We start from the raw sequence: 13,075 nt of genomic DNA, 5'->3' as shown, positions 1-13,075 counted from the left end.
GTAGCCAACTGGTCAAGAAGTCTGTAGGTTTCTTAGCCAGTTGGCATAGATGTTGGCCAAATGCTAGTTACTACCTGGTTCCAGCGCTTCCGCTTTTCGCTTCGTCCAAAGTTTAGCCCCCATGCCAATTAATCCTGGGAGCAAAGCCGGTGTGGGAACAGCCCTTGAATCTGGGGTTGGATTTGGGGCTGGATCGGGGGTTGGATCGGGGGTTGGATCCTTGGGGTTCTTCCCTACAGAAGGATTCTCTGGGTTAGGCGTTTGTGGCCCTTCAGGTTCAGTCTTCGAGTTTGGTGAAGAACCACGGGCAACTGTCTCTGAGACAGTTGCCTTTAATGATTGGGAACTCCTGTTGGGGCTGCTAGAGCTCAACAGATAACCGATGAGGGGACTGGCTAGAGTCGTTATTGCTTGAAGGCTTTTGCCACCGCCGCCACCGCCACCGCCACCACCGCTGCCACCGGTCGACTTACGTGAAGCTTTGAACTCTACGTTTTCAATCTCTAAGCTGGTGCTACCACCAAAGTCATTCACTGTCACAAACACGACATAACTTTTGTTTGCCTTTAACTCAAGCATGTTGGCGGCAAAGCTAAACTGCTCAGATTTCTCATCCGCAGCTTTAGTTTGAATGGTGCTTGTGTGCAGGATTTCGCCAGTAGGACCCGCAGCAGTCCACTCGCTCACATAGGCAGTGAATGACATCGGTTGGGAGTTATTAAAACTGCCACGAATCCGGAATGAAAAACTCTCTAGGGTAATGTCCTCACTGGCAACAGTAAAGGGTTGGCCAACTAGGTTGCTTGAGCTCTCCCTGGAGCCATTCGTTGGAGAGCCTGTTCTGTAATCTTGAGCTCCGTTCTGGGGAGCGTCATTAGCTACTGCTAGAGCTATCTCTGAAAAAAATACCAGCCCGACACCTGTGCTCAAAATACTCAGGCAAAACATGCTGAGAAGTTGCTTCCTAACCATCCTGTAGCTTCCAATAATTTCAAGTAGGTCGTAAGAGAGGGAAGGTAGGATGCGCCCACTTAGTTCTTTGGAGATGCTCAAGCCTGGTATGAAGCCAGCTGTAGGAAACGCTTGCAATAGATCCGGCAAAACAGGTTTTGCCCAGGCAAGACTAATCTCCCTTTAGACCAGCCTTGGCAATGTTCCTAAATTTGCTGGAACTAAACAAAAGATCCATATCCGTAGAATTACGTATTAACTTAGCGAAGTGTTAGAAACGCTGGCAACTCTTGGGAACAAGGTTCATGCAAAAAATTTGGGCTTGAAGAAGTTCGTAAATATTTCGTCAAAGCTGGAAAATAGGAACTGAGGCCTGAGCATGTCTTGTAGGGGCACAAAGGCTCTCTGTTTATTCTCAAAGGCCGGTCAAGGCATGCTGTTGGGCTACTTCTGTGCTTGAAGTAGAGGATTATTTTTGATGGAGTGACTTAGGAACTCGGTAAAGAGGGTCACTTTAGTCGAGAGATGCCGGTTGACGGGGTAGAGAATGGAAATAGAAAGTTTGGGAGCGTAATATTTTTCTAAAACAGGCTTGAGAATGGCTTGCTGTAGCTCGTTACCGACGATAAATATGGGTAGGAGCACCAGTCCTTGCCCTTTAATGGCGGCATCTCGTAGAACTTCCCCATTATTTGAACATAGGGGACCGTGGACTTTGACTTGGTGCTCTCCATCTGGGCCTATCAATTGCCAGTAGTTGGTCGAGGCAATGTGGCCATAATGCAGGCAGTTGTGGTGTTTGAGATCCTGCGGGTGGTTGGGAATGCCTTTTTGTGCCAGATAGCTCGGGGACCCACAAATGACCATTGGAGCCTGTGCCAGTTCATGGACAATGAGGTGGGCAGATTCTGGGGGCTGGGCAATTCGCACGGTGATGTCAAAGCCTTCTTCGATGGGGTCAATAATGCGATCGCTCAGCACCAGCTCAATCCGCAAGTCTGGATACTGCCCCAAAAAGTCTGCTACCAGAGGAGCCAAGTGCAGCGTGCCAAAGCTCATGGGAGCATTGATGCGAAGCGTCCCTTTGGGTTCTTCATGCAGTTGGGTAACGGCTAGCTCAGCTTCTTCTAAGTCCGCCAAAATAGCCACGCAACGTTCGTAGAAAGCAATTCCGGTATCCGTTGGGGTGACCTTGCGGGTAGTGCGGTGCAACAACTGCACCCCTAAGTCATTTTCTAGGTTCATCACCAGTTTGTTAACGGCCGATCGCGTCAGCCCTATCTCGCGCGCTGCTGCCGCAAATCCTCCAGCTTCTACCACTCGGGTAAAGGCCCGCATGCTTTCAAACCTGTCCATCGCTAAACCTGTTTATTGCTTCCGAATAAGAGACAAACTGTTTCCATTATAGAGTATTGTCTTTTATTTAGATTCAATCTATTCTAGGACTATGCGGTTGGTTCCAAGCTATGAACGATCTTCCGCAAATACACGTTAGGAGGTTTCCCATGATCACGATTCGTCCGGCAAATGAAAGAGGTGCGGCGAATTTTGGTTGGTTAGACAGTCGCCACACATTTTCTTTCGGTAACTACTACGACCCCAATCACATGGGCTTTGCCACCCTGCGAGTGATTAACGAGGACAAAGTCTCTCCTAGCCAAGGATTTGGTACTCACGGCCACCGAGACATGGAAATTATTTCCTACGTCCTTGAGGGAGCCCTGGAGCACAAAGACAACATCGGCAATGGTTCCATCATTCGCCCTGGCGATGTGCAGCGGATGTCGGCAGGCACTGGCATTCTCCACAGCGAGTACAACGCCTCCAAAACCGACCCGGTTCACTTTCTGCAGATCTGGATTTTGCCGGATCAGAGCGGCATTGAACCCGGTTATGAGCAAACCCATTTCTCCTCTGAAGAGAAGCAGGGTAAGCTGCGGCTGGTAGGCTCTCGCGACGGTCGAGAAGGCTCAGTCACCATTCACCAAGACGTGAATCTCTATGCCACTTCGTTGCAGGAGGGTGAGGCTGTAGACCATGCGCTGCGGCAGGGGCGAGTTGCCTGGCTGCAGGTAGCGCGAGGAACCATTGATCTCAATGGCTACACTCTTACGGCAGGGGATGGGGCCGCTGTCACCCATTCAGAGGTCCTGACCTTGGCTGCCGCCACCGAAGCTGAAGTGCTGCTGTTCGACATGGCAGCCTAATCTCCTCCAAGGTGGAGTCTGCTTGTTCAGGCTTCACCTTGGGGCAACCAACGTTGACAGAAGCCACCTCAAGTCCTAGAAAGAGCCGCTGCTGAAAAGTTAATCTGATAAGACTGCTAAAGGAAAAGCGGGGATAAGAGAACAGAGGATTTTTGGTACTCCAAAATACTGACAGTGCTCTTAGCTCTGTTTCATTGTAGAAGCGGTATTCTAACTGACTGACCTATAGAAACGGCCCAATAGCCCAGCTATCAAGGTGAACTCGATGTTGAGAGCCCTGTGGCAACCCCCGACCCTGCGACGGGATGGAGAAGAATCAGAAGAACGGCGGGCAACTTGGCTGGAGCTGTTTTATGACCTGGTCTTTGTAGCGGCCATTGGAGAGTTGGCTCACTACCTGAGGGATCACCTGTCAGGTGGGGGCCTAATGAGTTTTGCGCTGTTCTTTTTTGCCATCTGGTGGTGCTGGGTAGGGGCAACCTTCTACGCCACCCGCTTTGACAATGATGCTATTCCTGACCGGCTGCTCACCTTTCTGCAAATGGGAATTGTGGCAGCGATGGCGGTCAACGCCCACCACGGATTGGAAGACGGTTCAGTTGGATTTGCCCTCTGCTATGTCCTCTTTCGAGGCTTGCTGGTGGTGCAGTACTTAATTGCTGGGCACTTTATTGCCGAAGCGCGTGGCTTAACCACTCGTTATGCTCTGGGCTTTGGCAGTAGTGTCATGCTTTGGCTTGCCTCCATATTTGTGCCGGTGCCCTGGCGCTATGTGCTCTGGGCGGTAGGTATGTTGGTTGACCTCGGCACTCCTTTAACAGCAAGGAAGTTGGTAGTGCTGATTCCCCCTAGCCTGACCCACATTCCAGAGCGAATTGGCCTATTCACTATCATTGTGCTGGGAGAATCTATTATTGCTGTGGTCAATGGCTTGGAGGAACTGCAGTGGAGCTTTGAAGCGGGCTTGACCGCTTTTTTAGGTTTGAGCCTGGCTTTTAGTCTCTGGTGGCTCTACTTCGACTCTGCTGACGGATCTCCTCTGCAGTCTATGAAGCGAGGTCAAATGACCATCGGGTTGACCTGGCTCTATGCGCACTTACCGCTGGCGGCTAGCCTTACGGCTGCTGGTGTGGGGGTAGGGCGAATGATCGAAAATGGCCCTGGAATGCCGCCGGAAACAGCGGAGCGGTGGCTGTTGTGTGGTGCGATCGCACTTTCCCTTTCCGTCTTAGCGGGCATTCATTGGATGACCTGCACTTTGGGTACGCCTCGATTCCGCAGGGTGCTCAGCACCTATCGATTAACTGCTGCCGCTCTGATTCTTCTACTTGCAGTAAGCGGAAGCCAGATTTCATCCCTTAATCTGGTGGCTATTCTCACCCTTATTTGTGCCATTCAAGTCGGGCTTGACCTGTGGCGACGGGCTCCCCAACTTGCTGTAAAACAAGGCTAAGTGAGCACTCAATTCAACGCCCGTTACTCAGTCTGAGGAAAGCTAAAGAAAAGCTCTCTAATTAAACCGTTCTGATCCACGTCAGGCAATAATTCACGGTATTGTCTCCGCTATTGCATTCAACAGAGGTCGGCAGATCGTGGCACAAAGCAACGGCGTCATGATGCAGTACTTCCACTGGTACACTCCCGCCGATGGTACCCTTTGGAGTGAAGTTAACAAAGCTGCGAAGGATTTGGCTGATGTCGGTTTTACAGCCCTCTGGCTACCGCCTGCCTATAAAGGTCTTAGCGGCGGATACGATGTTGGCTATGGGGTCTATGACCTATATGATTTGGGCGAATTTGACCAGAAAGACAGCGTTCGCACGAAGTATGGCACCCGCGAACAGTATCTAGAGGCAATAAAAGCCCTACAGAAAAATGAGATCCAGGTTTATGCCGACACTGTGCTGAACCACAAAATGGGCGGTGATGCCAAGGAAACCTTTCGAGCAACTCCTTTCTGGCAAGGCGATCGGCTCCATCCTAAAGGGGAACTGCACGAGATCGAGAGCTACACCTACTACAATTTTCCTGGTCGTCAGGGAAAATACTCCCAGTTTGAATGGCACTGGCACCACTTCGATGCTGTTGACTACAACGCCACAAACCCAGACGATCGCAGCACCGTTTACCTGGTAGAAGGCAAGCAGTTCGATGATTACGTCGCCCTGGAGAAGGGCAACTTTTCTTACCTCATGGGCTGTGATCTTGATTTTCAGAATGAGGGGGTGCGCCGCGAAATTACCGATTGGGGCAAGTGGTATCTCGACACCACTGGGGTAGACGGATTTCGACTAGACGCCATTAAGCACATCTCAGCCTGGTTTTTCCCAAACTGGCTCGACGCCCTAGAGCAGCACGTAGGTAAAGACCTCTTTGTAGTGGGAGAGTATTGGGTGCCAGATCTCAACACTCTGCTCTGGTACATAGACGCCGTGGGCAGCAGAATGTCGGTCTTTGACGTGTGTCTCCACTACAGCTTCTACCGGGCTAGCAAAGAAGGCTCCCACTACGACCTGCGCCAGATCCTAGAAGGCACAGTGATGCAGCACCGCCCTACCCATGCGGTAACCTTTGTAGAAAACCACGATTCCCAACCTCTGCAGGCGCTAGAGTCTCCTGTGGAACCCTGGTTTAAGCCCCTAGCCTACGCCCTCATCCTGCTACGCCAGGAAGGCTATCCGTGCATTTTTTATGCCGACTACTATGGGGCCGACTACACAGATAAAGGCAAAGATGGCAACGAATATGCCATCCATATGCCCTGCTTTAAACCAATTTTAGACAAGCTGCTCTCCGCCCGACAGTACTACGCCTACGGGCCACAGTACGACTACTTTGATCACCCCAACACCATCGGTTGGACTCGCCTGGGTAATGCGGCCAATCCTCGCGCTTTAGCAGTAGTTATGAGCAATGGTGCTGAGGGCTCAAAATGGATGGAAGTTGGCAAACCCAACACCCGCTTCATAGATATGACAGGCCACATCCCAACTCCCATTGATACTAACGCTGACGGCTGGGGCGAATTTCGTTGTCAGGGCGGCTCTGTTTCAGTCTGGGTGCAGGAAGACAACTTCCTAACCAAACTGATCACAGCCATTCCATAGAACCAGTCACGGTAAAATGGCTAGGGCAGCACAACAGAAGGCCAAGGTAGCCATAAAAGACCTTAGCTGTTAAGAAAAGCTTTCAGGCAAACACCCAAAGATTCCTACCTTCTGCCTTTTGCCTTCCCTTTCGCCTTCCACCCCCTAGAGTCATCCCAACGCTCCATGAACAATACCTCGGCTGAAATCCTCTATCAGTTCTATGTTGAACTGGTAGACAGCTACCCGCCTATCTGGCGATGCTTCCAGGTGCCGGCCCGATTCACGCTTGAGCAGCTTCATACAGTGCTTCAATCGGTCATGGGCTGGAAGGACCAGTATCCCCATTTCTTTAAGGTCAACGACAAACGGTACGGTCAGGCCTCTGCTGGATCTGCAGTTGAGGATGAAGGTGCGATCGCACTTACCGAAATCTTCTCCTTTGATCCCCAGCCCTGTTTCTACACCTATGACCCGGCTGAGGGCTGGCTACACCGCTTAGAACTCAACGAAGTGCTGGAGCAACCGGAGCAGGCCGCCCTCTGCTGCATCGATGGCGAACGGGCCTGTCCACCCGAAAAAAGCGGCGGTGTCTGGGGCTATGAGGAGTTTCTAGAGCGCCTTAACGACCCCGAAGATCCAGAGTATGACGCCCTTTGGCAGCAGGCGGGTGAGAGCTTCAATCCCGAACACTTCGATTCGAAAGACGTGAATCAGCAGTTGGCCGAATGGTTTGCCTGACCCCTCAATGGCGATGTCACTGGCTTAATCTTTGTTTACACTCAAAGAAAAGCCGTCATTGATCTGGTTAACCCATGCTGCATCCCGAACAGCGCGCCAAGCTAGACTCGTCTAGCGACACGCTCTTTTACGACTATCCTCGCTTTGTTACCCACGTAGACGATGGGTTTATTCAGCAGCTTACCGATCTGTACCGGCAGCGGCTGCGGCCCGGTAGCCGGATCTTCGACATGATGAGCAGCTGGGTTTCTCACCTGCCCGATGGAGTGGATTTTGAGTGGGTTGAGGGCCACGGCTTGAATGAAGAAGAGCTGGCTAAGAATCCTCGGCTCAACCACTACTTTCTGCAGAACCTCAACGAAAACCCCCAGCTTCCTCTCGAAGATCAGTCCTTTGATGCCGTTTTGAATACGGTTTCTGTCCAATACTTGCAGTATCCCGAGCAGGTGTTTGCTGAGGTCTACCGAATTCTCAAGCCGGGGGGAATTGCTATTTTCAGCTTTTCCAACCGAATGTTTTACCAAAAAGCGATCGCAGCTTGGCGAGAGGGGTCGGAGGCCCAGCGGGTGGAATTGGTGAAGCAGTATTTTCAGTCGGTGCCGGGGTTTGGCACGCCTGAGGTGATTTCTCAACAGTCCTCAGTGCCCCCCTTCCTGCAAATGCTGGGTATGGGTGGGGCTGATCCTTTCTACGCGGTGATTGCCGAACGGCAAAAACCTCTAGTGCCGTCGTCGTGACCCGTTAGTAACCCCTTAAACGTGGAGACGCGTTGAACCAGGCATGTCTGCTAGGGCTGTCTGACCGCGTCTCTATAGAGGGCTGCGTTTTAGAAATGGAAGGGAGTTATGCGATCGCAAATAGCTGCACGGTGCGATCGCGGATTGCCGTCAGATTCTCTGATAGGTTGTGGCGGATGTGCCGCTCGATCAGTCCGGCGGGCATGGCTCGGGGCGGCAGCACCTTCAGGTCGTACACCAGCCGCGTCGCTTCACCTTCGGCCAAAGAGATCGGCTCTAGCTTCCAAGCCCCTTCAAACTGGCGGAAGTCTCCCTCCACCATAGAAAAGCTTAGTTCCTGGGGAAAGCGTTCGGCCATGTCTAGCACGACTCGAGCGCAGAACTTGATATTAAGGAAGCACTGAGCCCCAATCTGCTCTAGCCGAATGCCGCCCGCTGGGTGAGGCAGCCGCTTGCTCTGAGTCAAATTGGGAATGAAGTCAGCCAAGTGCTCGTAATCAGTGAGTACCTGCCAGACCTGATCCAGGCCCGAAGGAATGTGGATAGCAGCCGTGATACGTCGCTGCCGTCCTTCTAGCTTTTGGGTAAAAATCTCAACCTCTCCCAGAGCAACCTGCATCGTACTTCCCGTGGGCACATTGGCCAGCGGGTCAGCTACGGAGAGCTCGATGGGAACTGAGCGGTCGGTGTTGGTAGGATGTTGGCTCATAGGACCATTTTAAGCGCGTTGGGTGAGTAACGTTGCCTAGCATCCACTCATGCAACAGAATAGCAGCAAACTTGTAAAGATCACTGCAAGATCTAGTGAATTATCCTGTGACGAGGGACTTGACGGCATGGTGCGGTAGGTAGATTGTGAAGCAGGTCTTCCAGCAGTTTTTTTGAGCGGTGGGCTGGCTGGTAACTGATATTTGGCCGTGTATTTGCTGCACTAGCCCTTTGACCAAAGCCAGACCTGTCCCTGTTCCCGGAATTGCCCGTTGAGTAACGCCCTGCCCACGCCGAAATTTATCAAAGATGTGGGGCAACTCTGCTGGCTCAATACCAGCTCCTTCACTCTGCAGCCTGATGATTACAGAATCAGGATCGGCTGAGTTGGAGTCAGCTGAAAGGATCACGGTGGTTCCAGGCTCGGCATATTTGCGGGCATTGCTCAACAGCTCCTGAAAGATTCGAGATAGGTTGTTAGCCTCTGTTTCTACGGTGATCCACCGCTGGGGCAACTCCAGGTGCAGGCTCAAATTGGCTTGGTCGAAGCTGTCTTGCTGCGCCGTTGCCAGCGATCTCAAAAAGTGGTTCAGATTGAGAGGCGACAGGGTCACCTGAGCGCTGCCCGATTCAATCGCCTGAAGGGCCAACAGATCGTTGACCAGCGTCACCTCCCGCGAACACTGCTGCTCCAGAATGTCTAGATACATTGCTTTGCGCTCGGGCGTTAGATCAGGTCGCCGCAGCATCCGAATGGCCAGCATCATGCTAGTCAAGGGTGTTCGCAGTTCGTGATTGAGGGTGCTGAGAAAGTCGTCTTTGAGCTGGTTGAGGTAGCGCAGCTGCTCAAGGCTGTGTTGGGCCTGCTGGTGCAGGTGGTGCTGGTGAAAAGCTAGGGCCACCAAAGCCCCGATCTCTTCGGCCAAGGCGGGATGGAGCGTTCGCCCTGAATGCTCTTCTTGACTCAGCAGCAGCACAATTCCCTCGGTTTCAGCCGAAGCTCTGATCGGGGTGATGTAGTGCGATCTCATTTCCCTCAGCCAATCCCCACCATTCCCTAGACTGAGCAGGCGTTCTAGAGCCTGTTGCCACTCGGCGTCGGCAGCTCGACAGGCTTCTCGAATCAGTTTCAGAGCGAGCTGAGCAGCTTCTAGGCTAGCGGATAAGTTTGGGCAAAATTGCCAAACCTGGGCCAAGGTCTGAGGCTGCCAAAGGGTCAGGGTAATCTTGCCTGTGGGCAGGTGCCGTCCGATAAATACACAGGCATCTGCCGCTAGCTGAATGCCCAATCCCGAGGCCAGATCTGGCAGCGGACTATCGCTATAAAGCGCATGGGTGAGAGTGCGGGTGAGAAGATTCATGTCCGTTAACGAAGCAACTCGCTGTTCGGGCAGAGAACCGGCGGCACCAGAGGTACCCTTTGAAGAGGGCACAGCCAACAGCATTAGAGAATTGTTGAGTACCATAGTCTCGATTAGGAGTTGACAAGTAGCCTCTAGCGGTGCGCTCTTGATCGTCAGCCCACGACCCCAGTCTGCGGCGTTGCTACCCATAGCCTATCCATCCAGAGCCCGGTCGATATCCGTGAATCCTCCAGTCTTTTTCCTAAAGACTCTTCAGTCAAATCCGCAATTCTGCTATCAATGAACGGCAGAACAAGGCTTTTGCTCCCCAAATAGAGGAATACTAGACAAGAGTTGTTACTCCAGTGTTTTTAAGCCGCGATGTTCAGCAGAGCTGGGGTCTGCTATAAACGACACAAGGACATTTGTATTAGACGTTCCACACACCGAGAAGCTTATGGCGCGGGCAGCAAAGCCGAAGGAATCCCCGGTAATTGGCACGGTCAAAGGACCGGGGGAAAACGGTAATCAATACGTTTTTATTACGGCTAACAACCGGCAGGTCAAAATTGGGGAATTTGTCTACTACAGCATCGACTTACCAGATCTGGGCGAGACGGCTCAAATCTTGGGCAAGATTTCCGACCGCTGCCTAATCGACCACCTGCCTGATCGCATTTTTGCTGATACCGAGATCAGCCCGGATGCGATCGCAGCCCTAGTCGGCTTTGCCTACCCCAACCCCGAGATCTACGAAGTTACCGTCGATGTCATCGGCTACTTTCACCCAGCCCTTGGTTTCATCAACCCGCGCATCACGCCCGATCCGGGGGCGAAGGTTTGCCTGACCGATGATGAAACGCTGCGCCATGTAGTCAACAAAAAACAGCCCGGTGATGTTGGCTCAGCCCATGTTGGCTCCCTGCTGCTGCGCCCTGGTAATGCCGTTCCCATAGCCCTAGACGTGAAGGAACTGGTCAGCACTCACATGGCGATTCTAGCTGGGACGGGTTCCGGCAAGTCCTATACGGCAGGGGTGCTGATTGAAGAACTGATGCGGCCCTACAACCGCGCTGCCGTCCTCATTTTCGACCCCCACGGTGAGTACGGTACCCTAGCCGACATGCGAGGGCATACTAGCTTCGAGGCAGAGGACGGCTATAGTCCGGATGTGAAGATCTTGACGCCAGAAGACATTCGCATTCGCATGTCTTCCCTCGACTACTACGATATTTTGACCCTGCTGCCGGACATGAGCGATCGCCAGCAGGCCATTCTCAACAAGGCCTTTAGCCTGCTGACGAAGCACCGCAAGGGCGACTATCGCTGGGATGTGCAGGATTTGATTTCGGCGGTGTATGAAAGCGATCGCAGCACCGACGAAGAAGGCAATGAAAAAACTGGCTCCTCGGCTCCTGCTATTGAGTGGAAGCTCAGCAAGCTAGAGCGCTCCGAGTACTTTCACCGGATGCAGCACCTGGCTCCCAAGGATTTGTTTGAGCCGGGCCGGGTAACGGTTTTGCAAATGAACGAGATTAGCCAGGAGGAACAGCAGGTGATCTGTGCAGCGGTGCTGCGCCAGAGCTATCAGGCCCGCATGAACACGGCCCGGGACAAAATCAGTGCCGACGATGAAAACTACCTGCCCTATCCGGTTTTCATTCTGATCGAAGAAGCCCACCGCTTTGCCCCAGCCAACGAACCCTCCCGCTGCAAAATGATTCTCCGCACCATTCTCAGCGAGGGCCGTAAGTTTGGCATGGGCGTGGGCCTAATCACCCAACGCCCCGGTAAGCTCGACTCCGATGTGCTCTCTCAGTGCATGAGCCAGTTTCTGATGCGGATTGTTAACCCAGTGGATCAGGAGAGCCTGAAGTACGGCGTTGAAGCAGCAGGCCGGGACTTGCTTAAGGAACTGCCTTCACTGACCAAAGGTCAGGTCATTATTTCGGGGGCCTGCGTCAACACGCCAGTCTTGTGCCAAATCCGCAAGCGCCTGACTAAGCATGGCGGCGAAACGATGGATGCGCCCCAGGAGTGGATGGGCCATTTTCAAAACCACCGGATTAAGTCGCGCCAGATTGAGCAAGCTCCCGTTGCTACCGGAGTCAAAAAGGCAGAAACCGTACGCGGCTTCAGCATTGATTAGGTGAGGAGTCTGTGGCGCAACCTTCCAACCTCCTGATCAAACTGAGCCAGCGGCTATTTCCAGAACCGGGCGAGCGAGATGCCTTTGTTGAGGCCCTGATCCAGCCTCAAGAATTTGCGTCCGCAATTCTGTGGACACGTTCGCGCCCTGAGGTCGATCCGTTCCCAAAGGAGGCTCCTCTGTCCTGGCAGCCCGGTTGGGTAGATCGATTGAGTCCCTCCACTCGACCCGGCCAGCATCCTCTGCATGGCGAAGGCTACTTCTACTGTCTTGATTTCTCCTCTGTTTTTGCGGCGACGGTTTTGGCTGGGATCGCTGAGCCAGTTTCAACCGTTTTGGATCTGTGTGCGGCTCCTGGCGGCAAAAGCCTCTTTGCCTGGCAAGCGCTGCAGCCGGACCATCTCTGGTGCAATGAGGTGATTCGTAAGCGGGTGAGAATCTTAATTTCTAACTTAAAGCGGTGTGGGGCGACCTCATCTCTGGTGTTTAACCTCGATCCGTCAGTCTTTGCCGAGCAGATGCCTCGATCGGCCAACCTAGTGCTGGTGGATGCGCCCTGCAGCGGTCAATCGCTGTTGGCTAAGGGAGAGACGGCGTTGGGCTGCTTTCATCCGGTCAACCTCAACAAGAATGCCAATCGACAAAAGCGGATTCTGGCTAATGCAGCTGAAGTGGTAGCCGGACAGGGGTATCTCGCCTACATGACCTGCACGTTTTCGCCTGAAGAAAATGAGCAGGTGTGTGAGTGGTTTCTCAGCAAATTTCCCCAGTTCAAACCTGTTGCGGTGAGCTCACTAGCATCGTATCAGTCCCATTTGGCAAACTGGCCCTGCTACCGGCTCTGGCCCCAGTCGGGTTTAGGGGCAGGCGCGTTTACCGCTCTGTTTCGTAATACAGGGGTTGAACCGCTGGCTTCTAATCCAACTTTTTTAGATCAACACGGCATGATCTTGTACACAGCAGAGGGTCGTCCTGCGGACAATAGAAGTGATGGGTGAGTGCCCTCAACTGTGAACTGCCAATTGTGAATTGGCTAACCAGCTTACAGCGAAGTTTTAGGTAAGATGTAAGATTGCATCGTTAACATAGCGCAACACATTTAGCCTGCCCAGCGACAGCCCTTCTTTTCATTCGTCAATCGCCCGTAGAGCCT

At 52.7% G+C, this 13,075-nt stretch carries 11 protein-coding genes; 7 read left to right on the top strand and 4 right to left on the bottom strand.

The window, feature by feature from the left end:
- Nucleotides 1–63: 63 nt before the first annotated feature.
- Nucleotides 64–1,101, bottom strand: a complete 1,038-nt coding sequence (locus H6G13_RS08515) for a PTPA-CTERM sorting domain-containing protein (protein WP_190482694.1) — start codon at nt 1,099–1,101, stop codon at nt 64–66.
- A 294-nt stretch (nt 1,102–1,395) separates the two neighbouring features.
- A complete protein-coding gene (locus tag H6G13_RS08510) occupies nt 1,396–2,307 on the bottom strand; it encodes a LysR family transcriptional regulator (protein ID WP_190482693.1) in 912 nt (303 codons plus the stop codon).
- A gap of 149 nt (nt 2,308–2,456) precedes the next feature.
- Here H6G13_RS08510 and H6G13_RS08505 point away from each other — a divergent pair, with 149 nt between their 5' ends.
- From H6G13_RS08505 to H6G13_RS08485, 5 genes are all read left to right on the top strand, one after another.
- Nucleotides 2,457–3,158 carry a pirin family protein gene (locus H6G13_RS08505; RefSeq protein WP_190482692.1) on the top strand — a complete coding sequence of 234 codons (702 nt, stop codon included), beginning with the start codon at nt 2,457–2,459 and terminating at the stop codon, nt 3,156–3,158.
- Between the two features lie 265 nt (nt 3,159–3,423).
- On the top strand, nt 3,424–4,611 hold the full coding sequence (locus tag H6G13_RS08500; protein WP_190482691.1) for a low temperature requirement protein A: 1,188 nt from the start codon (nt 3,424–3,426) through the stop codon (nt 4,609–4,611).
- A 139-nt stretch (nt 4,612–4,750) separates the two neighbouring features.
- Nucleotides 4,751–6,265, top strand: a complete 1,515-nt coding sequence (locus tag H6G13_RS08495; RefSeq protein WP_190482690.1) for an alpha-amylase — start codon at nt 4,751–4,753, stop codon at nt 6,263–6,265.
- A gap of 165 nt (nt 6,266–6,430) precedes the next feature.
- Entirely contained in the window at nt 6,431–6,985 is a 555-nt protein-coding gene (locus tag H6G13_RS08490; RefSeq protein ID WP_190482689.1) for a plasmid pRiA4b ORF-3 family protein, read from the top strand.
- Nucleotides 6,986–7,059: 74 nt separating this feature from the next.
- Entirely contained in the window at nt 7,060–7,722 is a 663-nt protein-coding gene (locus tag H6G13_RS08485; protein WP_190482688.1) for a class I SAM-dependent methyltransferase, read from the top strand.
- 106 nt (nt 7,723–7,828) lie between these two features.
- Here the strand turns inward: H6G13_RS08485 and H6G13_RS08480 are convergent, their stop codons facing one another.
- Complete coding sequence (locus H6G13_RS08480) at nt 7,829–8,431, bottom strand: SRPBCC family protein (protein WP_242028192.1); 603 nt, start codon at nt 8,429–8,431, stop codon at nt 7,829–7,831.
- 100 nt (nt 8,432–8,531) lie between these two features.
- Entirely contained in the window at nt 8,532–9,983 is a 1,452-nt protein-coding gene (locus H6G13_RS08475; protein WP_190482687.1) for a HAMP domain-containing sensor histidine kinase, read from the bottom strand.
- A gap of 247 nt (nt 9,984–10,230) precedes the next feature.
- Here H6G13_RS08475 and H6G13_RS08470 point away from each other — a divergent pair, with 247 nt between their 5' ends.
- Together H6G13_RS08470 and H6G13_RS08465 are read left to right on the top strand one after the other, a co-directional pair.
- Entirely contained in the window at nt 10,231–11,922 is a 1,692-nt protein-coding gene (locus tag H6G13_RS08470) for an ATP-binding protein (protein ID WP_190482686.1), read from the top strand.
- A gap of 11 nt (nt 11,923–11,933) precedes the next feature.
- The gene (locus tag H6G13_RS08465; protein ID WP_190482685.1) at nt 11,934–12,920 is read left to right on the top strand and encodes an RsmB/NOP family class I SAM-dependent RNA methyltransferase; all 987 of its coding nucleotides are present in this window, start codon (nt 11,934–11,936) and stop codon (nt 12,918–12,920) included.
- Nucleotides 12,921–13,075 lie beyond the last annotated feature (155 nt).

It is taken from the genome of Pseudanabaena sp. FACHB-2040 (genome assembly GCF_014696715.1).
Lineage (GTDB): Bacteria > Cyanobacteriota > Cyanobacteriia > Phormidesmidales > Phormidesmidaceae > JACVSF01.
This window is presented reverse-complemented; position numbering and strand designations above follow the sequence as displayed.